This is a genomic window from Streptomyces sp. NPDC026301, assembly GCF_055567935.1.
This window is the reverse complement of record NZ_JBVHPN010000002.1, coordinates 13,319-36,350: the sequence shown is the minus strand read 5'-3', so window position 1 is coordinate 36,350 and position 23,032 is coordinate 13,319. Positions and strand designations below refer to the sequence as shown.

Genomic DNA, 23,032 nt, shown 5'->3' with positions numbered 1-23,032 from the left:
GGTGAACGGTCCCGAGATCTCCATCGATTTCGCCCCTGAGCTGCAGCTCCTCGCCACTGCCGCCCGGCGCGGCGGCCCCACCGCCTTCCGTACCGACGGGTCGTCCACGCTCGGCCACATCGTCGAATCGCTCGGCGTGCCGCTCACCGAGGTGGGCACGCTGCTCGTCGACGGCCGCGAACGGCCGGTCTCGTACGTGCCCCGGGAGCGGGAGAGCGTCGAGGTGCGGCCGGTCGAGCGGCCGCAGCGGGTGCCCGGCGCCCCGCTGCGCTTCCTCCTCGACGTCCATCTCGGCACGCTCGCACGGCGGCTGCGGCTGCTGGGCGTGGACGCGGCGTACGAGAGCGAGGACATCGGCGATCCCGAGCTGGCCTCCCGCTCCGCCGCGCAGCGCCGCGTGCTGCTCTCCCGGGACCGCGGACTGCTGCGCCGCCGGGAGCTGTGGGCCGGCGCGTTCGTCTACAGCGACCGGCCGGGCGAGCAACTCCGGGACGTACTGGGCCGGTTCACGCCCCGGCTGGCCCCGTGGACGCGCTGCACGGCGTGCAACGGCGAGCTGAAGGACGCGGACAAGGAGTCGGTGCGGGAGCGGCTGGAGCACGGCACGCGGCGCACGTACGACGTCTTCGCGCAGTGCACCGCCTGCGGCCGGGTGTACTGGCGCGGGGCGCACCACGCACAGCTGCAGACCATCGTGGACGAGGCGGTACGGGAGTTCGGGGACGCGGTGGCCTGACCCTCCTGCCACGCACCGGTCGCCCGCACCACCCTCGCCCCGGTTCCGCTGCGACGCCCCAGCCTGAGTTGTCCGACCAGCGCTACTCTGAACCGGGTTGACGCCGATTCGGTTGGGAAACGGGGGCAGCATGTCCAGGGACGACATGGACGACGCGGGCTACGCGGTATCAGCGGAGGACTACGAAAAGGCAAAGGAAGACGCTGAACCACGAGTGAGGGTGCAACGTCAGGGCGAGGTCCACATCAACCTTGCCGGTGGGACCGCCGGGAACATCGTCCAGGTCGGCGGAGATGCCGTCTACACCGGAACCGGCCAAGCGAATTTCCAGGGCAGCAACCAGAACTTCAACGGCGAGACCCTCGCCAAGCAGCGGCAGCGGTTCTTCTTTGACTTCCTCAAGGAATCGCTCAAGCAGGCCGAGTGGACGTTCCGGCTGAGCGTCTGCTTCATGGCGGGTGGTGCGACCATTCTCCTGGCCGGAGGGGTGCTCGCCCTGATTCACGCGGATAACCCCGACATCAGCTACCTGCCGCTGGTAACCGCACTGACCGGTGCACTGATCACGGTGGGCGGCGGCGCGCTGGCGGTCCACGCGCGGCGCGCTCGTGCTCATATCACCGAGCAGGCCGACCGTCTGGACGTGAAGATCGAAGCGGATCACAAACTGGAGAAGGCGACCGGCTTCATCGACCGGGTCAACGATCCGGCCGCCCGCGATCGCCTCAACTCGGCTGCCGCACTCAAGGCCCTGGACATGCAGTCGGACCCGGACGCGATGGGCCGCCTGCTGCCGAACCCGGACGAGCGGCCCGGCGAGATCGGGCCCGCCGACACCGCCCGCTGACGCAGCGAGACCCCGGCGGCCGAAGCCGGGGTCTCCTGGTACGAGCCGTAGAGACTCTTGTGACCGATCGATTCATCGATTACCCGCCGACAGAACCACCAGGCGCCGGGCGGCACAAGCCGAGCCGGGCTACGCGGCGGGTGGTTCCCGATCCTGCCGGGCCGGGGACGGTGCGTCACCCCTCCTGAAGCGGTTCCACGCTGCACGCGTCCGCCTGGCGGAGTCCAGGACCTCGCAAATTTGGTCGATGATGCCCTTCGTCGCGAAGAGCATCACAGATGCCACGCCAGCGACGACGAGAATAATATTGGTGATGGCGTTGCCGTCCACCGATCCTTGCCTTCCTGTCATGGACTGGACCGGTTGCGCAGGCAGCTTCGATCCAACCCCTTAAGGTTTGGACCGAGCACCTGCGCTGACGCAACACACGGTTCTCAGTTGTCCGGACGCTCATGTCGCCCGGAAAAATTCCTAGGTTCCTCGTCTATGTTCTCTGTGCGACGCATTCACAACCGTCGGCGTCAAAGGAGGCTGTCTTACTGAACAGCTGCCCTACTCGGCTCCTGCGTCACAAGTCCTGAATATCCGGGTCGAATGCCACGGAATGCTCAGGTGCACCGAGCCAACAGAATGGCTCGCTGACTCGACTATCACGCAAGGCGGGCGGAAGCGGACACAATTGCGCCCCATCTAGGGAACGTTGGACGGAGCGCAGGTAAGAGCAGGTCAGGTGGGACGGTCGCCCAGCAGCAACATTTCCCCGGCGGTCATGCGGGCCGAGCCGCCGTCCTTCCAGGTCAGGACGATAGCCAGACCGCCGGTCGCCAGGCGGACCGTGCGGACGTGTTCAACGGTGTGCCAGCGGCCTGCCCAACCAATCACGTCGCCCCGCTGAGCCAGCGCCGCCAACCGGACCGGCGCGTTCACGACTGGTCCTCCACCGGCCGGATGCGCTCAGCCGGGACCTCCCATTCCCGGCCGCCCCCGACCGGCCGCATAAACGCCCGGCGGGCGACCAGCTGCTGGGTCTCCCGGGAATGCTCCTCCAGCACGCCGACCAGCCGGCCGGTGTCCTCGATCTCGGTGTCCTCGACCAGCGTGCCGATCGGGTATGGCAGCTTCCCGTGGCTGAGCAGCGTCTTGATCTCGTTCATGACCTGAGTCCCGTCTGGGGCGTGATCCTTTCCCATCAGTCAACTGCCGACGAGGCCGTGACGCAGAGTGCCTTCTTGTAGCCCTTTCCCGTAATCCACACTGAGGGTATGAGTGGCGGGGAACCGATCGGGCCGATGATCCGAAGACTGCGCCGGGAGCGCGGCAGGCGGAGCTTGCCCGGAAGCTGAACCAGGGGGCAGGGGGGGTGCCCACGCTGGACCGCCAGCACGTCTACCGGTGGGAGACCGGACGGCGGACCCTCAGGGACTGAGCCTTTTCCAACCTCAGTTTGAGCATGTCAGGTGCAGCGTGAGGACGGCCTGGACGAGGCTGGTGATACGGCTGGTAGAGCATCGCAGTTTGCGCATGAGCCGCCAGGTTTTGAGGGTGGCCATGGCCTGTTCGACGAGTGCACGGATCTTCGCGTGTGAGCAGTTGACGGCCCGCTGACCAGGGGAGAGAGTCTCCCAGCGCCCCCAGTAGGGAACTCGCACGGTGCCGGCGGCGCCCCGGTAGTCCTTGTCGGCCCAGCATTCCACTCCGGTCCCTGCCAGCGCACCGATGATGCCGTGAGTTCGCGCGGCCTTGATGTCGTGGACAGATCCGGGCAGCGCGGGCGAGGCCCACAGCAACCGTCCCGCCGGGTCGGCGATCACCTGCACGTTCACGCCGTGCTTCTTATGTTTCCCGGAGTAGAAGGGTCGGTCGGCGGCGATCCGGTCGATCGGCAGCAACGTACCGTCCAGGATCACGAACGCCTTGCCGGAGGCTGTCCTCACCGCCTCGGCGAGGGTTGGAGCCAGAGCGGCCAGGATGTCGACGGCCTCGGTGATGTACCGGTAGGCAGTGGTGGTGCCCACGCCGAAGCCGGCGGCGAGCTGGGCGTAGGTATGGCCGCATCGTAGATGAGCCAGCACGAGCAGCGCCTGTCGTCCGGCGGCCAGCCGGCGCCATCGTGTCCCTTGCGCAAGTCGACGTGCGGTCAGCTCACGGGCGAGGAAGCGCAGAGCGGAGGTGGACAGATCGACCCCGGCAGGGTAGACGAGCATGCGGAAGCTCCTGGCAGGATGGCTTGGACTCGACACGCACCCGTCTACCAGGAGCTTCTCTACGCCCGGACCCCGCCCTCACCCCAGTGGCCCCGCTCCGCACGCAGGTTGAGGAAACCTCAGTGGGTGGTGGCGTGAGGGAGCGCGCGCGGAAGTGCTCGGCGCCGATCACGAGCGCGGGACGGTGGTCGAAGCGACACCGATCCCCTTCGTGCCCGCGTCGTGCCCGGCTACCTGCGAGCCGGGCGCGAGCTGGATTCGGTCGAACTCGCGGCTCAGGGCCGAATCGGACTCCCCTCCGGTGTGCTCAGCTGTGCTCAGCGAGGAGCGGTATCGGCCGGGGGCCCTGCTCCCAGGAGCGCGAGGAGCCCGGGGAATCTCTTCTCGATGTCCGCGCGTCGTAGTCGGATGCCCTTGCGGTTGCCGTAGTCGATCTCGTCAATGAGACCTGCCTCGCGCAGGACCCGGAAGTGGTGGGTCTGGGTCTGCTTCGAGATCGGAAGATCGAACGAGTTGCAGCCCCGCTCGCTGTCGCTGCGGTCGGTGGCCAACTCCGTCATCACCGAACGACGGTGCTCGTCGGCGAGGGCACGAAACACCGCACCCAGATCGAGTGCATCGGCCTCCGGGCCGTCCAGGTTCCTCCCGGCCACGCGGCACCTCCTTCAAGTACGACTTGCATCGTACCTGAAGGGCGTGCTTCCCTGAGGTACGAAATTGATCGTACCTGGGTCCGGTTGCACCGCCCGTGCCGCCGCTCCCGCAGACCCGGCAGGGCACTCGCCGGGGACCTGGTCATCGACATTCCGAGAGGTCATCGTCATGAAGAAGCCCGAGGTGCTGATAGTCGGTGCCGGAATCGCAGGGCCCGCACTCGCGTACTGGCTCTCCCGGAATGGATACCGGCCGACGGTCGTCGAACACGCCCGGCAGCTGCGCTCCGGTGGTAGCGCGATCGTCGTGAAGGGGCCCGCGATCCCGGTCGCCGAGCGCATGGGCATCCTCCCGCAGCTCCGCGAGCTCGCCACCCGCAATCGGTCGCTGACCCTGCTCGACCCCGGCGGCAGGCGAATCCTGCAACTCCCGCTCACCTCGGACAAGGCGCCGACGGTCGAGGTGACCCGAGCCGACCTGTCCGAGGTGCTCCACCGGTCGGCGCAGGCCGAGGCCGAGTTCTTGTTCGACGACACGGTCACCGCTCTCGACCAGGATGAAGGCGGGGTGGACGTCACCTTCCGGCGGTCCGCGCCACGGCGCTTCGACTTGGTAGTCGGTACCGACGGGATGCACTCCACCGTACGGCGCCTGGTATTCGGGCCCGAGCGGCAGTTCGCGAGCGACCTGGGCCTGTACGGCGCGACCGTCCCGCTGGAACCCGACGCCATCGAGGACCCGACCGAGATGACGATGCTGACCGCGCCGAACCGGATGCTGGTCCTCCACCCCTCGCGGACCACCCCGCTCGCGATCTTCACCTTCCGGGCCGCACAGCCGGCGCCCCACGACCGCAAGAACATCGACCTTCACAAGCAGACCGTGGCCGACGCCTACGCCGACGTGCGGTGGCGGGCACCGGAACTCGTGGCAGCCTTCCTCGACCACCCGGCTCCGTTCTTCGACCCCCTGACCACCCTCCGGATGCCCTCGTGGTCCCGCGGACGGGTCGTCCTGCTCGGGGACGCGGCGGCGGCGACAGCCCTGCTGGGTGACGGGTCCAGCATGGCGATGGCGGGCGCGTACGCCCTCGCAGAAGAACTCGCCGCCCATCCCGGTGATCACGCCCGCGCCTTCGCCGCCTACGAGTCGCGGCTCCGCCGTGAGGTAGGCCCGCGGCAGCGACGCGTCGGTCCGCTCTCCAGGCTCATGGTGCCCCGCACCCGGCCGGGCCTCGCGGTGCGCAACGCGGTGGGCCGCGCGGTCAGTCACACGAACCGGATCGCCTCTCGCGAAGCCGCGAACCGGTAGACCGGGCCCGCGCCGACCGGTCACCGGTCGGTGCGCAGCTCCACGGTAGCTCTCAGCCGGGTCGGCGCCGCCATGTCCGACGAGCCCAGCTCGGCGTGGCAGGTAATCACCTATGCGGCAGGTCGGCTGCTGTGGGCCTCACCCACCGTTCCCGGCGCTCGCCACGACATGGGGACTGCCGGCGACTACGCCCCCGCGACGCGGAGGTGAAGTGCTGGGCGGACAAGGCGTATCAAGGCGGCGACGGCATCATCCCGGGGGCCCTTCCGCAGCCTGCATCTCAAGCTGCGGCAACGTCGGCATAACAGCACCCACGCCAGGATCCGCTGCCTCGGCGAGCAAGCCATGGCCGCCCTGAAGGGCTGGCGCCTCCTGCGGAAACTCCGCTGTAGCACCAACCGAGTCAGCGCCACCGTGAAGACCATCCCCGCCCTTCGTCACGCCTCAACCTGAGGTTGGAAAAAGCTCAGTGACTGCCGTTCCTGGCAGCCGTCTTCCGACTGGACGTCGAAGTGCTGGAGCGGGCGACGACGGTAGGCCATACCGAGCTGCCCGCTCCCACACCGACCGTCGACGACTTCCTGCCCGAGGGCGATCCGCTGGCGCCACTCAACGTTCGACAGGGGCGCCGGCTAGGGGCCAGCACGGTCGCCGACCTGAACGGCCGGGTGCACGGACTGCGGCTGGCCGATGACGTGGTCTACGGCCGCGACCTGATCGGCCGGGCGGTCCGGGAACTGCGGTCGGCGGTCACTCTCTACAGGGAATCCACGTTCACCGAGGAGATCGGACGTCAGCTGCTGTCGGCGATCGGGGAGCTCGCCCAGATCGCGGGCTGGATCGCCTCGGACGCCGGTCGGCACGAGGACGCCGAACGGATCTACCGGCTGGGGCTGTCGGCGGCGCACCAGGCTGGTGACTCGACCCTGGCGGGCACCTGTTGGGCTCGCTGGCCTACCAGACTTCCAATGTCAGGGACCCCGTGAAGGCGGTGGCGATGGCTCGTGCGGCGGCCGACCAGGCCGCCGGCGCCCCGCCCCGGGCGCGGGCCCTGTACCTCGATCGGGTGGCCTGGGCGCATACCAAGGCGGAGCAGGCGCAGCCCGCGATGAAGGCGCTGGGCGAGGCCGGAGAGGCACTGGCCGAGCACACGCCCGGCACCGAGGAGCCCGGGTGCCTGTACTGGGTCAGCGCCGAGGAACTGCAGATCATGGAGGCCCGGGTCTACACCGAGCTGCACCGGCCGCTGCGCACGGTGCCGCTGCTCAGGGACGTGCTGGGCCGGTACGACGCGACCCACGCCCGGGAACTGGCCCTGTACTTGTCCTGGCTGGCCGTGGCGCTGGCCGACGCCAACGAGCCGGAGGAGGCCGCCGCCTGCGCCGACCGGATGATCCGGATGTCGGCGGACGTGGCAAGTGACCGCACCGACGGACGCACCGGGGTCGTGCTCAAGAGGCTTCGCGACTTCGAGGACGTGCCGGAGGTTACCGAGCTGCTGGCCGAGTACCCGGCCTCCTCATAGCCCGCCCCTACCTCACTCCGATGGGTACGGCGGGACGCCCCGGGGAAGCGTCCCGCCGAAACCCCACACCCCCGCCCCGTCCGGCCCCGTGGCGCGAACCCTTTCGGCTCAGCTCAGCAGCGTCGGTTCCGCCCGGTCCAGTACATCCGCGATGCGGTCCCAGGCCTCCTGATCGCGCGGCAGCGGCGGCAGCTGTTCGCCCTCCCCCGTGCCCCAAGTGGCCGCGATTGCCACGGGGTCGGCGCCGGTGGCCGCCGCCGCGGCCAGCGCGGCGGCGCCCAGTGCGACCAGTTCGGTGTGGTGCGGCACGACGACCGGGCGGCCGGAGAGCCGCCGTACGGTGTCCCGCCAGACCCGACCCTGTGCGCCGCCGCCGGTCAGCCGCAGCGGGCGGTCGCGCACCTCCGGTGCCGCGGGGTCCAGGCCGCAGGCGCGCAGCAGTTCGTCCAGGGCCCGCAGCACGGTGAAGGCGGCGCCCTCGTAGGCCGCGCCGAGCAGTTGCCGCGGGGTGGTGTCGTGGCGGACGCCGGTGAGCAGCCCGGAGGCGTGCGGCAGGTCGGGGGTGCGTTCGCCGTCGAGGTACGGCAGCAGCACCGCCGCGCCGCCCGGCTCGGCATCCTCGCGGTCCAGGCCGAGCAGCGCTGCGATCTTGTCGACGGCGAGCGTGCAGTTCAGGGTGCAGCCGAGCGGCAGGTACGTGCCGTCGGCGGCGGCGAACCCGGCGATGCCGGGGGCAGCGGGCCGGGTACGGCTGGCGGCGAAGACGGTGCCGGAGGTGCCGAGGCTGACCACGGGGTGGTCGAGCAGCCCCGCGCCGCCGAGGCCGAGCCCGACGGCGGCGGCCATGTTGTCGCCGGTGCCCGCGGCGACGGCGGTACCCGCGGGCAGCCCGAGTGTCTCGGCGGCCGCCGGGGTCAGCGTGCCCACGCGCGCCGCGCCGGTCGGCGCGACCTCGGGCAGCAGCTCGGCGTCCATGCCGACGAGGTCGAGGAGCGCGGTGTCGTAGGCGCCGGTCGTGGTGGCGTACCAGAGCGTGCCCGAGGCGTCGCCGGGGTCGGTCATGGCCGTACCGGCGAGCCGTTCGGTGAGGAAGTCGTGCGGCAGCCGGACGGCGGCAGCGGCGTCGGCGGTGGCCGGCTCGTGCTCCCGCAGCCACTGCCACTTGGTGGCGGTCATGGAGGCGACCGGCTCCGACCCGGTACGCGCGAGCCAGGCGTCCGGGCCGCCGAGCGCGGCGGTCAGGGCCGCGGCCTGCGGCGCCGAGCGGGTGTCGTTCCACAGCAGCGCGGGCCGCAGCGGCCGCCCGGCCGCGTCCAGGACGACGAGGCCGTGCTGCTGGCCCGCGACGGCGATACCGGCCACGGCGGACGGCTCGGCGCCCGACTCCTTCAGCCCGGCGGCGACGGCCTCGCCGAGCGCGCTCCACCACGCCTCCGGGTCGCTCTCCCGGGCCCCGTCGCTGCCGGTGACGGTGTGCGGGGCGCGCCCCTGCCCCTGTATGCGGCCGGTCTCGACCTCGACGACGACGGCCTTGGTGGCCTGGGTCGAGCTGTCCACCCCGATGACCACGCACTGCTGTCCGCGCACGTTTCCTCCTAGAGAGCCTGACGCTTTTTCCGGTCGGTCCGCCGTGGGGTCTTCCCCGCGACTGCGCCGCATACTAATTTGTTTTCTGGCTTTACTAATAGGTGCGACGCAAGAGAGGTGCCCCTCATGAGCTACACCCCCACCCCCGAGGACCGGTTCACGTTCGGCCTGTGGACCGTCGGCTGGACCGGCATCGACCCGTTCGGCGTCGCCACCCGGCCCGCGCTGGACCCGGTGGAGTCCGTCGAGCGGCTGGCGGAGCTCGGCGCGTACGGCGTCACCTTCCACGACGACGACCTGATCCCCTTCGGGGCCACGGACGGCGAGCGCGAGGCGATCCTCAAGCGGTTCCGCGCCGCGCTGGACGCCACCGGCATGAAGGTGCCGATGGCGACCACGAACCTGTTCACGCAGCCCGTCTTCAAGGACGGCGGCTTCACCGCCAACGACCGCGACGTGCGCCGCTTCGCGCTGCGCAAGACCATGCGCAACATCGACCTCGCGGCCGAGCTGGGCGCCGAGACGTACGTGGCGTGGGGCGGCCGGGAGGGCGCGGAGTCCGGCGGCGCCAAGGACGTCCGGCACGCGCTGGACCGCATGAAGGAAGCCTTCGACCTGCTCGCGGAGTACGTCACCGAGCAGGGTTACGGGCTGCGCTTCGCCATCGAGCCGAAGCCGAACGAGCCGCGCGGCGACATCCTGCTGCCCACCGTCGGCCACGCGCTGGCCTTCATCGAGCGGCTGGAGCGCCCCGAGCTGTTCGGCGTGAACCCGGAGGTCGGCCACGAGCAGATGGCCGGCCTGAACTTCCCGCACGGCATCGCGCAGGCCCTGTGGGCGGGCAAGCTCTTCCACCTCGACCTCAACGGCCAGAACGGCATCAAGTACGACCAGGACCTGCGCTTCGGCGCGGGCGACCTGCGCCAGGCGTTCTGGCTCGTGGACCTGCTGGAGACCGCCGGGTACGCGGGGCCCCGCCACTTCGACTTCAAGCCGGTGCGCACCGACGGATACGACGGCGTCTGGGAGTCGGCGAAGAACTGCATGCGCAACTACCTGATCCTGCGCGAGCGGGCCGCCGCCTTCCGCGCCGACCCCGAGGTGCAGCAGGCGCTGCGCGACTCACGGCTGGACGAGCTCGCGCAGCCCACCGCCGCCGACGGCCTCGCCGCGCTGCGGGCCGACCGCGCCGCGTACGAGGAGTTCGATGTGAACGCCGCCGCGGAGCGCTCGATGGCCTTCGAGCGCCTCGACCAGCTCGCGATGGAGCACCTGCTCGCGGTCCGCTGACCGGCCGGGGCAGCCGCAGGGCCGAGCGGCCGGGGCAGTCGCTCAGCCCTGCGGCTGCCCCTCCGCGTACGCCACCGGATCGGCCAGTACCTCCCGTACGACCTGGGCGGCGGCGCCCCGCGCGGCGTCGCCCGAGGAGGACGAGGCGCGCAGTCGCCCGCCGTCCGCGCTCCACAGGCCCGACACCACCCGCCGGGCCAGCTCCGCGTGGGTGGCGGGCGCCAGCCACGGCATCAGCAGCCGGTAACTGCCGCCCAGCACCACGGCGTCCGGGTCGAAGAGGTTCACCGCGCCGGAGAGCACCAGCCCGAGCCGCCGCCCGGCCTCCTCGATCGCCGCCAGCGCGCGCGGCTCGCCCTGCCGGGCCCGCCGCTCCAGCTCCGTCACGGCCGGAGCGCCGCCCTGCCCCGGCTCCAGCCCGGCGTTGCGCAGCAGGGCGGCCTGGCCCGCGTACTGCTCCAGGCAGCCGCGCGCGCCGCAGCGGCACTCGGGCCCTTCGGGGTCGACCACCACGTGCCCGATCTCGCCCGCGAAGCCGTGCGCCCCGCGCAGCAGTTCACCGTCGAGCACCAGCGCGCCGCCGACGCCGGTCTCCCCCGTCAGGTACAGGAAGCTGCGCACCCGGTCCAGGCCGCCGAACCACAGCTCGGCGAGGGCGGCGCTGTTCGCCTCGTTGTCCGAGCCGACCGGCAGCGGGCGGCCGGCGGGCCGCAGCCGGGACAGCGCCCGGCCGAACATCTCCTCCACCGCCACGCCGTTCCAGCCCAGGTTCGGGGCCTGGCGGACGGTGCCGCCGGAGAGCAGGCCCGGCACCGCGAGCCGCACCCCCGCCGGGCGCAGCTCCTGCTCGCCGGCCGACTCCAGCGTGCGGGCCGCGATCCGGGCAGCCCGCTCCAGCACGTCCTCGGGGGACGCGCCCCGGTTGTCGACGTGGGTGGTCAGCCGTACCCGGTCGGTGCCCGCGAGGTCCACGACGCACACCGAGACGTAGTCGATGTTGATCTCGACGCCGAGGCCCGCGGGCCCGATGCCCGCCACCTTCAGCACGGTGCCGGGACGGCCCGCCTGGCCGCTGAACGTCTTGCCCGACTCGACCAGGAACCCGCCCGCCATCAGCTGTTCGACCAGCGAGGACACCGCCGCCCTGGTCAGCCCGACGCGCGCGGCCACCGCGGCGCGGGTGACCTCGCCCTCGTCGTGCACCACCCGCAGCACCAGGCTGAGGTTGTGCCGCCGCACGGTGGACCTGTCCGCCTTGGCCGCCGGCGGCACCTGAGTGTTCTTCATCGCCCGGTGAGCCTATGCGACCGCCCCGGTCGGGGGTCCACCTGTACCGTGACGAGCCCGTACGCCGTCCCTGCGCGGGCCGTACGCAGTCCGTACGTCCAGGAGGCCGCCCGGTGCGTCTGCTGCTGACCGCCGACACCCATCTGCCCAAGCGCGCCAAGGTCCTGCCGGACCCGCTCCTCGGGGAGATCGAGCGCGCCGACGCCGTGCTGCACGCGGGCGACTGGGTGGACGCGGCCACGCTGGACCTGCTGGAGGCCCGGTCCCGCCGGCTCATCGGCGTGTACGGCAACAACGACGGGCCGGAGCTGCGGGCCCGGCTGCCGGAGGTGGCGCGCGCCGAGCTGGGCGGGCTGCGCTTCGGCGTCGTGCACGAGACCGGCGCGGCGCAGGGCCGCGAGCGCCGGTGCGCCGAGCGCTACCCCGACCTCGACGTGCTGGTCTTCGGGCACAGCCACATCCCCTGGGACACCACCGCTCCCGGTGGTCTGCGGCTGCTCAACCCCGGCTCCCCGACGGACCGCCGCCGCCAGCCGTACTGCACGTACCTCACGGCGACGGCGGCCGACGGCCGGCTGAGCGAGGTACAGCTGCACCGGCTGCACCGGCGCCACTGAGCGCCTGGTCCGTCCGCACGACGGTCCCCCCGGCCGCCCCTCCGGCCGCCGACGTGCAGCCGCCGGACGGGCCGCACATCATGGCCGCATGGACCGCATGGACCGCATGGACCGCATGGACCGCATGGACCACATCACCGACAGCACCGGAACGGCCGACGGTGCCGCCGGGCCTGCGGGCGCGGGCCCCGGCATCGAAGCCACCCGTACGGCACTGGCCGCCACCGGCGCCCATCTCATGCCCCCGGCCGCCGTGCGGGCCGCGCTGCCGGGCGGGGCCGGCGGCTGGGCGCGGTTCGCCGCGCACTGGGAGGACCTGTCACCCGACCCGTACGCGGCGTCCCGCGGCACCCGCAGACTGCGCCGGTACGGGCACTTCCTCATCGACCGGGAAACCGGCGAACGCACGCTGCAACCCCACACCCCTTTCCTGCAGCCGACCGGCACCAATCACCTCTACGAAACACAGGACCGCCATTTCGACCCGCTGACCCACGCATTCCTCGCCGACCCCGTCCTGCATTCCCTGCTGGAATTTCTGGGAAAGGCGGCGGACGCGCTGGCGAGGCCGGAGCGGTGGCGGGTCAAAGTGCATCCCTTCCGGGTGACGGCCGCCGCCGACGGCGAGGGAGCGCCCACTCCCGAGGGCCGCCACCGGGACGGCGTGACGCTGGTGACCTCGCTGCTCATCGGCCGGGAGAACGCCACCGGCGGGCAGAGCACGGTGTACGCGACCGACGGCCGCGAAGTGCTGTCGGCGACGCTGCGGGAGCCGGCGGCCCTGCTGCTCTCCGACGACCGCAGCACCCTGCACGAGGTCTCCCCCATTCGGCCGGTGGACGCCGGCCGGCCCGCCCGCCGCGATGTCCTCGTCATCACTTATACGGCGGCCTGAATTTCTTGCTCCATCGGGGCGATTACGGCATCCCCACGCCGTGACAACCGGGCCGCCGGGGTACCCCCAGCGCATGGAGAACAACGTGAACCCCATCGAAATGCAGAAGTGTCTGGGCGGCGTCAGCTACCCGGCCTCCAAGGAAGAAATCGTCAAGCAGGCGGAGCAGCACGGCGCGAGCAAGGACATCATGGGCGCGCTGAAGAAGCTGCCCGAGAACGACTACGACTCGCCCGCCGCCGTGAACAGGGAAGTGGGCAAGGAGTAACACCGCACCGCTCGCGCAGACGGAGCCGGCCGCCCCCACAGCGGCCGGCTCCGTCGCGTCGTCAACCTGCCCGGGGCGCGGGCGAGTTGGTCCGTACCTCTTGACGGTGTGTCCTCACACAATGAACATTCGACGGGCAAGAGAGCGCTCCCAGGAAACCCCACCGTTCAGTTCCTGAAACAGTTCCTGAAGCAGGAGAGTCGCCATGCCCGCACGCCGCTCCGTCCTGGCCGCCATGGCCGCCGCGCTCCCCGCGGCCGGCCTCCCGGCCCTCACCGCCTCCGCCTCCGCCGCCCCGGCCGCGCCCGCGGCACCGGCCGCCGACCCGCTCCCCGGCGGCGGCGACCTCGGCCCGAACGTCCTCGTCTTCGACCCGTCCACGGCCGGCATCCAGAGCAAGCTGGACGAGATCTTCCGGCAGCAGGAGCGCGCGCAGTTCGGCACCGGCCGGTACGCGCTGCTCTTCAAGCCGGGCACCTACCACGGCCTCAACGCGCAGCTCGGCTTCTACACCTCCATCGCCGGCCTCGGCCTCTCCCCCGACGACACGTCCATCAACGGCGACGTGACCGTGGACGCGGGCTGGTTCGACGGCAACGCGACGCAGAACTTCTGGCGCTCGGCGGAGAACCTCGCCCTCACCCCGGTCAACGGCACCAACCGGTGGGCGGTCGCGCAGGCCGCGCCCTTCCGCCGGATGCACATACGCGGCGGGCTGAACCTCGCGCCCGACGGCTACGGCTGGGCCAGCGGCGGCTACATCGCCGACAGCCGGGTCGACGGCACCGTGGGACCGTACTCGCAGCAGCAGTGGTACACCCGCGACAGCTCGGTGGGCGGCTGGACCAACGCGGTCTGGAACATGGTCTTCTCCGGCGTCGAGGGCGCGCCGGCAACGGGCTTCCCCGACCCCCCGTACACCACCCTGGACACCACCCCGGTCTCCCGCGAGAAGCCCTTCCTCTACCTGGACGGCGACGCGTACCGGGTCTTCCTCCCCGAGAAGCGCACGAACGCCCGCGGCACCACCTGGGGCAGCGGCACACCGCGCGGCACGTCCCTGCCGCTGAGCCAGTTCTACGTCGTCAAGCCCGGGACCGGCGCGGCGACCATGAACCAGGCGCTGGACCAGGGCCTCCACCTGCTGCTCACACCCGGCGTCTACCACCTCGACCGGGCGATCGAGGTCAAGCGCGCGAACACGGTGGTCCTGGGCCTGGGCTACGCGACGCTCGTCCCGGACGGCGGCGTGACGGCCGTGAAGGTCGCCGACGTGGACGGCGTGCGGCTGGCCGGCTTCCTCATCGACGCCGGTACGGTCAACTCCCCCACCCTGCTGGAGGTCGGCCCCGAGGGCGCCTCGGCGGACCACGCCGCCAACCCGACGACCGTTCAGGACGTGTTCCTCCGGATCGGCGGCGCGGGCGCCGGCAAGGCCACCGTCAGCATGGTGATCAACAGCAACCACACGATCGTGGACCACACCTGGGTCTGGCGCGCCGACCACGGCGACGGCGTCGGCTGGGAGACCAACCGCGCGGACTACGGCGTCCGCGTCAACGGCGCCGACGTCCTCGCCACCGGCCTCTTCGTCGAACATTTCAACAAGTACGACGTGGAGTGGCGCGGCGAGCGCGGCCGCACCGTCTTCTTCCAGAACGAGAAGGCGTACGACGCGCCCAATCAGGCGGCGGTGCAGGACGGCAGCACCAAGGGCTACGCCGCGTACAAGGTCGCCGACTCGGTCACCACGCACGAGGGCTGGGGCCTGGGCAGCTACTGCTACTACAACGTGGACCCCACCATCCGGCAGGACCACGCCTTCGCGGCGCCGCGCACGCCCGGGGTGAAATTCCACGACCTGCTCGTCGTCTCGCTCAGCGGCCACGGCCAGTTCGAGCACGTCATCAATGACACGGGCGCCGGCACGTCGGGCACCTCCACGGTGCCGTCGACGGTGGTCTCCTACCCCTGAGCGGTCGCGCGCCCGGTCACACCGGGAACGTCACACCAGGAACGCGAAGGCGAGGAAGAAGACGACGCACAGCAGGACGACGATGCCGATGGCGATCAGCGGTCCCTTGGCCCAGCCCTTCGGGGGGTTGTACGTCTCCTGCGGACCGGCCCAGGGCGTGCTGCCCTCGGCGGGCGGCGTCTCGCCCGGCGGCACGCCGCCGCCGGGCTCCAGACCCGGGGTACGCCGCGGGTCCGGGTCCGGATTCTGCTCGGTCATACGCCTCTCCTGTCCACGGCGCGGGGCACGCAACATCTACCACGGCCGTACCGCACCGGCGGGGCACCGGCACACCGTCAGCGCGCCGCGCCGCCGGGTCACGCGGTGAGCAGGGAGTCGTCCTCCATACGGGCGCCGGGCAGCCGGTGCCGGGCGGCGATCAGCGCACTGTCCACGTCGGCCGTGCCGGTGCTGATGCACAGCAGATACGCGAGGTCGTCCATCCGCTGGCGCACCTCGTCGCTGCCGCGTTCCGCGCTCAGCACCGCCAGCGCCTCGTACTGGTCGATGAGATTGCGCAGCATCGCGGAGTGGGCCATCAGCATGGTGGGCTCCTTCCCTCATCCGCAGACTCACGTGCCGGTCCGCAGACCGGCGATCACCCCCCGGCTACCCGGCACGCGCGTCCTCATGCCCGGTGTTTTCCGGGTGCCCGGTGTCTTCCGGATCTCCGGTGTCTTCCGTACGGAGCAGACGCAGCACGGCCTGTTCGACGGCGCCCTGGGTCGCCGGGACGCCGGGCGTGCCCTCCTCCCCCAGGTGCGGCAGGGCCGGTGCCACCGTGATCCCCTCCTCGTACAGTTCGACGATCCGGGGGTTGATGTAGGAGGCGCGGCAGACGGCGGGGGTGTTGCCGAGGTAGTCGGCGACCTCGCGGACGGCGCGGGCGATGGCGCGGCGGCGGGCGGTCTCGCCGTGCGCGGCGCCCTGCGACACGGCCAGCGCGACGGCGGCCATGACCGTGGCGTGCCAGGTACGGAAGTCCTTCGCGGTGATCTCCAGACCGGCCGCCGCCTTCAAGTAGCCGTTGACGTCGTCGCTGCTGACGTCGTACCAGGCGGGGCGCCGCCAGTACGCGAGCAGCCGGTCGCCGCCGCCCCGCCGGGCCAGCAGGGCCCGCACGCAGCGGTACGTCGCGGGGTCCACGACGGCCTGCACCTGTTCCTTGCCGTGCTTGGCGGGGTAGCTGAAGACGATCTCGCCGCGGCGACAGCGGGCGTGCTCCCGCAGCAGGGTGGTCAGTCCGTAGGTGTGGTGGAGGTCGGCGTAGCGCTCGCTGCCGACGCGGAAGAAGCCGACGTCGAGCAGGCGCACGGCGGTGGCCAGCACGCGGTCGCGGGTCAGTCCGCGGCCGCTCAGGTCCGCCTCGACGGTTTCGCGCACCTGCGGCAGTGCCGCCGCGACCTCCAGGACGTGCTCGTGCTTGCTCGCCTCCTGCTCGGCCCGGAACTGCGGGTGGTACAGGTACTGGCGGCGGCCCGCCGCGTCCGTGCCGACGGCCTGCAGGTGGCCGTGGGGCCGGGCGCAGATCCACACGTCCCGCCAGGCGGGCGGGATGACCAGGTCCTTGATCCGCCGCAGCTCCGCCGGGTCGCGCAGCGGCTGCCCGGACGCGTCGAGGTAGCGGAAGCCGCGACCGTGGCGGAGCCGGGTGTATCCCCGGTCGGTGGGCCGGGTGTGGCACAGGCGCACGGAATCATCCTCCTCTTCCCGGGTCCGGAACGCGTGCGGAACCGTCGCTGGGCACAGGATCGGGCACATGGCCGTGGTGCCCGATCACATTGCCGTGCGGGGCGGCCGCGCGCAGGATGCGGCGCGGTGGTCGGCGGCGGGTTCCCTGGAGGTGCGGATGAAACGCTTTCTTTCCCGGACGGCTTTCCGGACGGCGACAGCGGCAGGGGCGCTTCTGCTGCTCGGTGCGGTCGTCCCGGCGCCGGCGGCGCACGGTGCGGCGCCTCCGGTGGACTGCGCCGCGCTTCAGGGCACGGCGGTGCCCGCCGCCGCGATCGGGCTGCCGACCGGCGGCGGCGAGGTGACCGGGGCCCGGCAGGTGACCGGCGGCGGGCCGGTCGGCCCGTACTGCCGGGTGGAGGTCGCCGTGCACCCGGTGGATCCTGCGGCGCCGGACATCACCGTGCGGATCGGCCTGCCGGACGGCTGGAACCGCAAGGCGGTGATGTTCGGCGGCGGGGGCTACGACGGTGCCGTGCCCGACGTCGCGGGCAATGTGCCGTTCGGGCCGGCCGGCGCGGCGGCGACGCCGCTGGCGCGCGGGTACGCGACCTTCGCGAGCGACTCGGGCCACCGCTCGTCGGCGCCCGACCCCTCGCTCGACGGCTCGTTCGCCCGCAACGACGAGGCGCTGCGCAACTTCGCGGGCGACGCGCTGAAGAAGACGCGCGACGCGGCGCTGTACGTCATCGGCGAGCGGTACGGCCAAGGGCCGCCCGCGCGCAGCTACTTCGCGGGCGGGTCGACCGGCGGCCGGGAGGCGCTGGCCGTCGCGCAGCGCTGGCCGCGCGACTTCGACGGCGTGCTCTCCGCCTACCCGGCCTGGAACGCGGCGAGCCTGGACCTGTTCTTCGGGTACGAGGCACAGGTGCTCGCGCGCCCGGGCGCGTTCCTGGACCAAGGGGAGCAACGCCTGCTGTACGACCGGGTGCTGGCGGCCTGCGACGGGGACGACGGGCTGCGCGACGGCGTGATCGCGGACGAGGCGGGCTGCCGGTTCGATCCGCGCGCGCTGCGCTGCCGCGGCGGTGCCGACCACGGTGACACCTGCCTCTCCGACCGGCAGATCCGTGCCGTGCGCGCACTGTCCTCGCGCTTCACGTGGCCGTACCGCCTGGCGAGCGGCGAGACCAGCTACCCGGGTTTCCCCTTCCTCTCCGGGGCCGACATGACGACCCCGCGGCTGGGCATGGGGACGGCGGCGCCGGCCGACCCGATGCCGGAGAGCAGCGGGTACGGCGTGCGGTTCTGGGACCAGTGGGTGAAGCACTTCGTGACGCGGGACCCGGAGCACGGCGCGCTGGCGGTCGATCCACGACGGCCGGGCCCCTGGCGGGACCGCATCAGCGAGCTGTCGGCGCTGCAGGACGTCAACGACCCGGATCTGCGGCCGTTCGCCGCCGCCGGGGGACGGCTGCTGCTCCTGCACGGCACGGCGGACGAGCTGGTCAGCCACCGTTCGACGGTGGAGTACGCGGAGCGGGTGCGGGACGTCATGGGGAAGCGCGCGGCCGACGCGTTCGCGCGCTTCTACCTCGTGCCGGGCGCGAACCACGCCAACGTGGACGCGGCGTTCACCGCGGGCTGGGACTCGCTCGGCGCCCTCGACGCCTGGGTGGAGCGGGGCGCCGCGCCCGCGCACCCGGTGGTCACCGACAACGGCCCGGCGGGGCGCGGGCGTACGCGTCCGCTGTGTGCCTACCCGGCCTGGCCGCGGTACACGGGCGGCGACCCCGGCCGGGCGGGCAGCTTCCGGTGCGTCCGCTGACCGCCGCGGGCCGCGGCCCCGGGTGCCCTCACCCGCTGCGGTGCGCCGGGTTCTGGTGGGCGGCGAGCGCGTGCACGACGTCCGCCGTGGCCGGGTAGAGGTCGCGGTACAGGCCGTACAGCTCCTCGTACCGGGCGGCGGCCCCGGGCTGCGGCACGACGGTTTCCCGTACCGGGTTCCAGGCATCGATGCGGGCGTCGCCGATGAGCTGGGCGGCGAGCAGCGCGCCGCCGTAGCTGGCGCCGATGGAGGTGGCCCGCACCTCCTGCGCCCGGCCTGTGACATCGGAGACGATCTGCGTCCACAGCCCACCCTGGGTGCCGCCGCCCACCGCGACGACCCGCCGGATGTCGCCGCCGACGGCCTCGATGGCCTCGATGTTGTGCCGGACGCCGTACGCGGTGGCCTCCAGCGCGGCGCGGTAGAGGTCGCCGCGGGTGTGGGAGAGGGTGAGGCCGGCGATGACGCCGCGGGCCTGCGGGTCCATGACCGGGGTGCGCTCGCCCGCGAAGTACGGCAGCATCAGCAGGCCGCCCGCGCCGGGCCCGGACTTCTCGGCCTCGTGCAGCAGGTCGGCGTACTCGGGCGCGCCGCAGAGGTCGCGCAGCCAGGCGGTGACGGCGCCGGAGGTGGCCATGCCGCCGGCGAGGTTGCGGGTGCCGGGCAGGGCGCCCACCGTGCTCCACAGCGCGGGCGCGGTCAGCAGGCCGGGCACGGTGTGGACGAGGAACATCGTCGTGCCGTACATGAGCATCAGGTCGCCGACGGTGTGCGCGCCGACGCTCAGGGCCTCGGCCCAGGCGTCGACCGTGCCGGTGATGACGGGGACGCCTGCGGGCAGTCCGGTCAGCCGGGCGGCCTCGGCGGTGACCGTGCCGGCGGCCTCGCCGGACCAGCGCAGCGGCGGCAGTTCGAGGTCCGGACAGATCAGTTCGGCCCACGGGGCGTACCAGGAGCGGGCGACGGTGTCGTAGAGCGGCGTGGTCTGGCTCGCGGAGTGGTGGTCCAGGACGTACGCGCCGGTGAGCTTGCGGACCAGCCAGGAGCTGGGCATGTAGAGGCGGCGGGCGCGGGCGAAGAGCTCCGGCTCCTCGTCCGCGACCCAGGCGATCTTCGCGCCGGCGGCCTGGCTGCTGAGGCCCGAGCCGCAGCGGGCCCGGATCTCCCCGTCGCCGAGCCGGTGTTCCAGCCGGGCGATCTGGTCGGTGGCGCGGGTGTCGACGCCGTAGAGGATCGCGGGGCGCAGTGGTACGTCGTCGGCGTCGGTGAGCAGGACGCACGGCCCCATGCCGCTGACGCCGACGGCGCGCACCTCCACGTCGCCGTCCGCGGTGAGTTCGCGGGCGAGCGAGGCGAACTCCTGCCACCACACGGCGGCGTCCATCTCGACGTGTCCGGGCGCCGGGCGGTCGACGGCGTGCTCGCGGACGGCCGAACGCAGCAGCGTGCCGTCCGGGCCGACCAGCACGCCCTTGCTGCTGGAGGTGCCGATGTCGACACCGATGACTGCGTTGAGGGTCATGCGGCCACGTTCGCAGAAACCGTCCGGCGGGGCCGCCCCGCCCCAAGCCGTACCGCCCGCGGGCCGCTTGCACGTGGGCGGTGTGCGGGAGGTCAGACGTGGGCGGTGTGCGGGAGGTCCGTACGCCCCGGCCCGCTGCCGTCCTTCCCCTCCTCCGCCGGTACGCGCTTGATGGCGAGGGCGGACGCCATGGCGAGGACCAGCGCGACGAGCGCGGCCACGAACGCACCCGTGTACAGCTCGGAGCCGGTCGCCCCGCCGGCGCCGGCCGCGGTGATCAGCCCGGAGGCGAGGGCGGTGCCGAGGGAGGCGCCGATGCCGAAGCAGGCGCCGGTCAGGCCGGTGAGGGCGCCCTGCTGGTCCTTGGGCGCGGAGACGACGGCGAGCCCGTTGAGCGCCGTCACGCTGATACCGTTGTACGTCAGGCCCAGCACGGTGAGCGCGCCGAAGAGCACCCAGGGGTCGTTCCTGAACGGCACGGCGACGGCGAAGGCGAGCAGCGAGCCGGCCGAGCCGATCAGGGCGGTACGGCGCCAGCCGACGCGCGGCCCGAAGTACCCGGCGAGCGGGGCGCCGATCACACCGATCGCCGAGGCAGGCGTCGCGTACAGCAGTGCGGACCGGGTGGCGGACAGCCCGTAACCGGCGTGCGCGTCCTGCGTGAAGAGCGGGATCGTTAGGGCGAGCGCGCCGAAGGCGCCCGCGAGGGAGAGGGTCACGGTCAGCAGCAGCGGCCAGGCCCGGCGCGAGGCGAGCAGCCGGATGTCGATGACGGCGGTGGTGCGGGGGCGGACGGCGCCCGGGTGGGGGTCCGCGCCGGTACCGGAGGCCGACCGGGACCGCTGTACGAGGACGAACGCCGCCAGCGCGGCCAGCCCGCCCAGTACGCAGCCGAGCGTGGCCGCCGAGGTCCAGCCCCAGCCCGCGCCCTGCGCCAGGCCGATGAGGACCCCGGACAGGCCCAGCGCGAGGAGTCCGGCGCCCAGCCAGTCCATGGCGCCGGCGGCCTTCGGCGGCACGGCCGGCACGTACCGGGCCACCCCCAGAGTGCCCACCACCGACAGCAGCAGGCCGCCGAGGAAGATGGCGCGGAAGCCGACCGTGTCGGCGAGCCGGCCGCCGACGATGGCGTCCACACCCGCGAAACCGCCGTTGACGGCGCTGATGATGCCGGCGGCGCGGCCGAAGGCGGCGGGCGGGAGCAGGTCGTTGAGGGTCAGGAAGGAGAGCGAGAACATCGCGGCCGAGACGCCCTGGAGGATCCGCCCGCCGAGGTAGACGCCGATGTCGGGCGCCAGGGCGCAGGCGAGGTTGCCGAGGATCAGCAGCACGCCGCACAGCAGCATCACCGGCTTGCGCCCGCGGTAGTCGCTGAGCCGCGCCAGGGTGACCTGTCCGACGGCGGCGAGCAGGAAGAACAGCGTCTGCGACAGGCCGACCAGGCTGCTGGTGGTGTCCAGGCGGCGGGCGATGTCGGGCAGCGCGGGGCTGAGCATGGTGGCGTTGATCTGGTAGCCGAGTACGGCCAGCACGAGCGCGGGCAGCAGCAGCCGCGGGGTGGCGGGCGGCGCTGGACGCGTGCGCTCGCGGTACCTGAGGGACATGACGGCTCCTGGGACTGAGTGGGAGGGCGTTCGTGCGGGCCCCGGACACCGGCGCGGCCGGATCGCGGCACGCTGCGGGGGGCGCCCGTCACGCGATGAACCGGCGTCGTCGACGGTCGTTCTGCGTCACTTGTCAGACAGGAACGCGTCGTGCGCTCTGGTCTATCCCGCGCTTTCCGGGGGTGTCAAGAGATCGCGGACGATTCCTTTCCGCTGCGTACAGCGCCGTCCCGCGGTGCGAAACTGGAGGCCGCGCGGCCACGCGAGCGCGCGGACCGCCGCCCCGTGAGGGGCGACGACGTCGGACCACGGCCCCAGGGAGACGAACATGGCCGCCAGACAACCCGCGCCGCCGCGACGACGGCCGGTCGTCGCGCTGTACGAGCGGATGGTCGAGGCCATCCGGGACGGCACCTACCCCCCGGGCTCCACGCTGCCGACCGAGCCGCGGCTCGCCGCCGAGCTGGGGGTGAGCCGCCCCGCCCTGCGCGAGGCGCTGATCCTGCTGCAGGAGGACGGCGCGATCACCGTACGGCGCGGGGTGGGCCGCACGGTCAGCCCGCACCTCCCGCCGCGCGGCTTCGAGTACCTCAAGCCGGTGGAACAGCTGCTCAGCGAGGGCGGGCAGGCGGTGACCACGGCCCTGGCCCGCGCCTACGAGGAGCCGACCGACTTCTCCACCCAGCACCTGCTGCTGCCGGGCACCAGCCGGGTGCGCTTCTGGGAGAGCCTGATCGAGGTCGGCGGCCTGCCGGCCTGCCTGACCCAGGAGTGGGCGGCCCGGGACGAGACGCTCGCCGAGCTGCTGCCGGAGGCGGCGGAGGCGTTCGACGGGCCCGCCGCGAAGCACTCGTCCATGCTGCGGCTGCTGCTGGAGGCCGGGCGCGCGCTGCCGCTGACGGGCAGCAGCACGATCGTGGCCACCACGCTCGGCCGCCAGCGCGGCGAGCAGCTCGGCCGCCCCGCCGACTCCCCCGCCGTCCTGGTGATCCAGGTCGTACGCCTGGACCGCACCCCGCTGCTCGCGGCCAAGCACATGCTGCCGCCGGGCGCACCGGCCCTCCCGGTGTGGCAGGCCCGCTGAGGCCGGCCCGGGGCGCGGCGCCCCGGGCCGCGCACACGGCTGCCGACCGCCGCCCATGAACCGCCGCCCATGAGACGCGGTCGCCCCC

At 72.5% G+C, this 23,032-nt stretch carries 23 protein-coding genes; 12 read left to right on the top strand and 11 right to left on the bottom strand.

Annotation, left to right across the window (positions count from 1 at the left end; translation table 11 throughout):
* Position 1: 1 nt before the first annotated feature.
* Both ACZ4MH_RS03225 and ACZ4MH_RS03220 read left to right on the top strand, forming a co-directional pair.
* On the top strand, positions 2-736 hold the full coding sequence (locus ACZ4MH_RS03225; RefSeq protein WP_351599103.1) for a Mut7-C RNAse domain-containing protein: 735 nt from the start codon (positions 2-4) through the stop codon (positions 734-736).
* Between the two features lie 130 nt (positions 737-866).
* Positions 867-1,583 carry a TRADD-N-associated membrane domain-containing protein gene (locus tag ACZ4MH_RS03220; RefSeq protein WP_351599102.1) on the top strand — a complete coding sequence of 239 codons (717 nt, stop codon included), beginning with the start codon at positions 867-869 and terminating at the stop codon, positions 1,581-1,583.
* Positions 1,584-2,309: 726 nt separating this feature from the next.
* On the opposite strand, the gene ACZ4MH_RS03215 is transcribed toward ACZ4MH_RS03220, so the two are convergent.
* From ACZ4MH_RS03215 to ACZ4MH_RS03200, 4 genes are all read right to left on the bottom strand, one after another.
* Complete coding sequence (locus ACZ4MH_RS03215) at positions 2,310-2,510, bottom strand: hypothetical protein (protein WP_351599101.1); 201 nt, start codon at positions 2,508-2,510, stop codon at positions 2,310-2,312.
* Positions 2,507-2,737: a hypothetical protein gene (locus ACZ4MH_RS03210; protein ID WP_351599100.1), complete on the bottom strand. Its 231-nt coding sequence runs from the start codon at positions 2,735-2,737 to the stop codon at positions 2,507-2,509. Before ACZ4MH_RS03210 ends, ACZ4MH_RS03215 begins: the two co-directional genes overlap by 4 nt.
* A gap of 285 nt (positions 2,738-3,022) precedes the next feature.
* Positions 3,023-3,787, bottom strand: a complete 765-nt coding sequence (locus tag ACZ4MH_RS03205) for a transposase family protein (protein WP_351599099.1) — start codon at positions 3,785-3,787, stop codon at positions 3,023-3,025.
* A 317-nt stretch (positions 3,788-4,104) separates the two neighbouring features.
* Positions 4,105-4,440, bottom strand: a complete 336-nt coding sequence (locus ACZ4MH_RS03200) for an ArsR/SmtB family transcription factor (protein WP_030023269.1) — start codon at positions 4,438-4,440, stop codon at positions 4,105-4,107.
* 169 nt (positions 4,441-4,609) lie between these two features.
* Here ACZ4MH_RS03200 and ACZ4MH_RS03195 point away from each other — a divergent pair, with 169 nt between their 5' ends.
* From ACZ4MH_RS03195 to ACZ4MH_RS03185, 3 genes are all read left to right on the top strand, one after another.
* On the top strand, positions 4,610-5,752 hold the full coding sequence (locus tag ACZ4MH_RS03195; protein ID WP_351599098.1) for an FAD-dependent monooxygenase: 1,143 nt from the start codon (positions 4,610-4,612) through the stop codon (positions 5,750-5,752).
* Between the two features lie 512 nt (positions 5,753-6,264).
* Positions 6,265-6,738: a hypothetical protein gene (locus ACZ4MH_RS03190; RefSeq protein ID WP_351599097.1), complete on the top strand. Its 474-nt coding sequence runs from the start codon at positions 6,265-6,267 to the stop codon at positions 6,736-6,738.
* A gap of 11 nt (positions 6,739-6,749) precedes the next feature.
* Positions 6,750-7,277: a hypothetical protein gene (locus ACZ4MH_RS03185; protein WP_351599096.1), complete on the top strand. Its 528-nt coding sequence runs from the start codon at positions 6,750-6,752 to the stop codon at positions 7,275-7,277.
* A 108-nt stretch (positions 7,278-7,385) separates the two neighbouring features.
* Here the strand turns inward: ACZ4MH_RS03185 and xylB are convergent, their stop codons facing one another.
* Positions 7,386-8,864, bottom strand: a complete 1,479-nt coding sequence (gene xylB, locus ACZ4MH_RS03180; RefSeq protein WP_351599095.1) for a xylulokinase — start codon at positions 8,862-8,864, stop codon at positions 7,386-7,388.
* Between the two features lie 126 nt (positions 8,865-8,990).
* On the opposite strand from xylB, the gene xylA reads away from it, so the two are divergent.
* Positions 8,991-10,154: a xylose isomerase gene (xylA, locus tag ACZ4MH_RS03175; protein ID WP_351599094.1), complete on the top strand. Its 1,164-nt coding sequence runs from the start codon at positions 8,991-8,993 to the stop codon at positions 10,152-10,154.
* A 42-nt stretch (positions 10,155-10,196) separates the two neighbouring features.
* Here the strand turns inward: xylA and ACZ4MH_RS03170 are convergent, their stop codons facing one another.
* A complete protein-coding gene (locus tag ACZ4MH_RS03170; RefSeq protein ID WP_351599093.1) occupies positions 10,197-11,441 on the bottom strand; it encodes an ROK family transcriptional regulator in 1,245 nt (414 codons plus the stop codon).
* Between the two features lie 113 nt (positions 11,442-11,554).
* Here ACZ4MH_RS03170 and ACZ4MH_RS03165 point away from each other — a divergent pair, with 113 nt between their 5' ends.
* From ACZ4MH_RS03165 to ACZ4MH_RS03150, 4 genes are all read left to right on the top strand, one after another.
* On the top strand, positions 11,555-12,058 hold the full coding sequence (locus ACZ4MH_RS03165) for a metallophosphoesterase family protein (RefSeq protein ID WP_351599092.1): 504 nt from the start codon (positions 11,555-11,557) through the stop codon (positions 12,056-12,058).
* Positions 12,059-12,146: 88 nt separating this feature from the next.
* Entirely contained in the window at positions 12,147-12,953 is an 807-nt protein-coding gene (locus ACZ4MH_RS03160) for a 2OG-Fe dioxygenase family protein (protein WP_351599091.1), read from the top strand.
* Positions 12,954-13,026: 73 nt separating this feature from the next.
* Complete coding sequence (locus ACZ4MH_RS03155) at positions 13,027-13,221, top strand: DUF2795 domain-containing protein (protein ID WP_351599090.1); 195 nt, start codon at positions 13,027-13,029, stop codon at positions 13,219-13,221.
* A gap of 205 nt (positions 13,222-13,426) precedes the next feature.
* A complete protein-coding gene (locus ACZ4MH_RS03150; RefSeq protein WP_467753922.1) occupies positions 13,427-15,196 on the top strand; it encodes a coagulation factor 5/8 type domain-containing protein in 1,770 nt (589 codons plus the stop codon).
* Positions 15,197-15,226: 30 nt separating this feature from the next.
* On the opposite strand, the gene ACZ4MH_RS03145 is transcribed toward ACZ4MH_RS03150, so the two are convergent.
* The 3 genes from ACZ4MH_RS03145 to ACZ4MH_RS03135 all read right to left on the bottom strand — a co-directional run bounded on the left by ACZ4MH_RS03145 (position 15,227) and on the right by ACZ4MH_RS03135 (position 16,927).
* Positions 15,227-15,454 (bottom strand): DUF6480 family protein, encoded by a 228-nt coding sequence (locus tag ACZ4MH_RS03145; RefSeq protein ID WP_351595995.1) that lies wholly within the window; start codon positions 15,452-15,454, stop codon positions 15,227-15,229.
* Between the two features lie 98 nt (positions 15,455-15,552).
* A complete protein-coding gene (locus ACZ4MH_RS03140; protein WP_351595992.1) occupies positions 15,553-15,780 on the bottom strand; it encodes a DUF5133 domain-containing protein in 228 nt (75 codons plus the stop codon).
* A gap of 64 nt (positions 15,781-15,844) precedes the next feature.
* A complete protein-coding gene (locus tag ACZ4MH_RS03135) occupies positions 15,845-16,927 on the bottom strand; it encodes a DNA topoisomerase IB (RefSeq protein ID WP_351595989.1) in 1,083 nt (360 codons plus the stop codon).
* Between the two features lie 157 nt (positions 16,928-17,084).
* Between ACZ4MH_RS03135 and ACZ4MH_RS03130 the strand changes: the two genes are divergently transcribed.
* Positions 17,085-18,734 (top strand): tannase/feruloyl esterase family alpha/beta hydrolase, encoded by a 1,650-nt coding sequence (locus tag ACZ4MH_RS03130; RefSeq protein WP_351595986.1) that lies wholly within the window; start codon positions 17,085-17,087, stop codon positions 18,732-18,734.
* Positions 18,735-18,762: 28 nt separating this feature from the next.
* Here the strand turns inward: ACZ4MH_RS03130 and ACZ4MH_RS03125 are convergent, their stop codons facing one another.
* Both ACZ4MH_RS03125 and ACZ4MH_RS03120 read right to left on the bottom strand, forming a co-directional pair.
* On the bottom strand, positions 18,763-20,256 hold the full coding sequence (locus ACZ4MH_RS03125; RefSeq protein ID WP_351595983.1) for an FGGY-family carbohydrate kinase: 1,494 nt from the start codon (positions 20,254-20,256) through the stop codon (positions 18,763-18,765).
* A 92-nt stretch (positions 20,257-20,348) separates the two neighbouring features.
* A complete protein-coding gene (locus ACZ4MH_RS03120) occupies positions 20,349-21,860 on the bottom strand; it encodes an MFS transporter (protein WP_351595980.1) in 1,512 nt (503 codons plus the stop codon).
* A gap of 328 nt (positions 21,861-22,188) precedes the next feature.
* Between ACZ4MH_RS03120 and ACZ4MH_RS03115 the strand changes: the two genes are divergently transcribed.
* Positions 22,189-22,944 (top strand): GntR family transcriptional regulator, encoded by a 756-nt coding sequence (locus ACZ4MH_RS03115; protein ID WP_351595977.1) that lies wholly within the window; start codon positions 22,189-22,191, stop codon positions 22,942-22,944.
* Positions 22,945-23,032: the final 88 nt, after the last annotated feature.

Coding starts and splice junctions, on each gene's coding strand:
- ACZ4MH_RS03220 (WP_351599102.1), top strand. CDS start 867: ATGTCCAGGGACGACATGGACGACGCGGGCTACGCGGTATCAGCGGAG.
- ACZ4MH_RS03210 (WP_351599100.1), bottom strand. CDS start 2,737: ATGAACGAGATCAAGACGCTGCTCAGCCACGGGAAGCTGCCATACCCG.
- ACZ4MH_RS03205 (WP_351599099.1), bottom strand. CDS start 3,787: ATGCTCGTCTACCCTGCCGGGGTCGATCTGTCCACCTCCGCTCTGCGC.
- ACZ4MH_RS03195 (WP_351599098.1), top strand. CDS start 4,610: ATGAAGAAGCCCGAGGTGCTGATAGTCGGTGCCGGAATCGCAGGGCCC.
- ACZ4MH_RS03185 (WP_351599096.1), top strand. CDS start 6,750: ATGGCTCGTGCGGCGGCCGACCAGGCCGCCGGCGCCCCGCCCCGGGCG.
- xylA (WP_351599094.1), top strand. CDS start 8,991: ATGAGCTACACCCCCACCCCCGAGGACCGGTTCACGTTCGGCCTGTGG.
- ACZ4MH_RS03170 (WP_351599093.1), bottom strand. CDS start 11,441: ATGAAGAACACTCAGGTGCCGCCGGCGGCCAAGGCGGACAGGTCCACC.
- ACZ4MH_RS03160 (WP_351599091.1), top strand. CDS start 12,147: ATGGACCGCATGGACCGCATGGACCGCATGGACCGCATGGACCACATC.
- ACZ4MH_RS03155 (WP_351599090.1), top strand. CDS start 13,027: ATGGAGAACAACGTGAACCCCATCGAAATGCAGAAGTGTCTGGGCGGC.
- ACZ4MH_RS03150 (WP_467753922.1), top strand. CDS start 13,427: ATGCCCGCACGCCGCTCCGTCCTGGCCGCCATGGCCGCCGCGCTCCCC.
- ACZ4MH_RS03145 (WP_351595995.1), bottom strand. CDS start 15,454: ATGACCGAGCAGAATCCGGACCCGGACCCGCGGCGTACCCCGGGTCTG.
- ACZ4MH_RS03140 (WP_351595992.1), bottom strand. CDS start 15,780: ATGCTGATGGCCCACTCCGCGATGCTGCGCAATCTCATCGACCAGTAC.
- ACZ4MH_RS03130 (WP_351595986.1), top strand. CDS start 17,085: ATGAAACGCTTTCTTTCCCGGACGGCTTTCCGGACGGCGACAGCGGCA.
- ACZ4MH_RS03125 (WP_351595983.1), bottom strand. CDS start 20,256: ATGACCCTCAACGCAGTCATCGGTGTCGACATCGGCACCTCCAGCAGC.
- ACZ4MH_RS03120 (WP_351595980.1), bottom strand. CDS start 21,860: ATGTCCCTCAGGTACCGCGAGCGCACGCGTCCAGCGCCGCCCGCCACC.
- ACZ4MH_RS03115 (WP_351595977.1), top strand. CDS start 22,189: ATGGCCGCCAGACAACCCGCGCCGCCGCGACGACGGCCGGTCGTCGCG.